This window comes from Propylenella binzhouense, from assembly GCF_009866965.1.
Classification (GTDB): Bacteria; Pseudomonadota; Alphaproteobacteria; order Rhizobiales; family Afifellaceae; genus Propylenella; species Propylenella binzhouense.
In genome coordinates this window covers 1-607 of record NZ_SPKJ01000227.1, presented here as the reverse complement: position 1 = coordinate 607, position 607 = coordinate 1, and the positions used below count along the sequence as shown (strand labels likewise).

1 protein-coding gene is annotated in these 607 nt (G+C 76.8%); it reads left to right on the top strand.

The window, feature by feature from the left end; all coding sequences use genetic code 11:
• A partial coding sequence (locus E4O86_RS23060; RefSeq protein WP_161142863.1) for a class I SAM-dependent methyltransferase occupies nucleotides 1–607 on the top strand: 607 nt, incomplete at both ends.

Genomic DNA, 607 nt, shown 5'->3' with positions numbered 1-607 from the left:
CCACATGTTGAGATCGTTCGACCCGGCCGAGGCGAGCCGCAACGCCGCGTCCCCGCTCGTCGTCGATCTCGGCTGCGGCACCGGCGCGACCCCGCGCGCCCTCGGTCCGCGCCTCCCGACCGCGACGCGCTGGCGGCTCGTCGACCGCGATCCCGCGCTGCTGGCAATCGCCGCGGCCCGCCACCCGGGCGCCGAGACGATCCGGTACGACCTCGCCGAAATCGGCGGGCGCGGCACGGACCTCCTCGACGGCGCGAGCCTCGTCGCCGCCTCCGCCCTCTTCGACATCGTCTCGCGCGACTGGGCCATGCGCCTCGTCGATGCGCTCGCCGCCCGCCGCCTGCCGCTTTATGCGGCCCTCACCTATGACGGCCGGATGCGCTTCGCGCCCGCGCACCCGGCCGACGGCATCGTCCACGCCGCGTTCGATGCCGACCAGGCGGGCGTGAAGGGTTTCGGGCCGAGCCTCGGGCCGGCCGGTGCGGGGGTGCTCGCGGCGGCGCTTGCCGGCGCCGGCTATCGCGTCAGCGCGGCCTCGAGCCCCTGGCGGCTCGGGTCGGCGGAGCGTGCGCTTTCGGACGCGCTGGTGCGCGGCATCGCGGCGGCG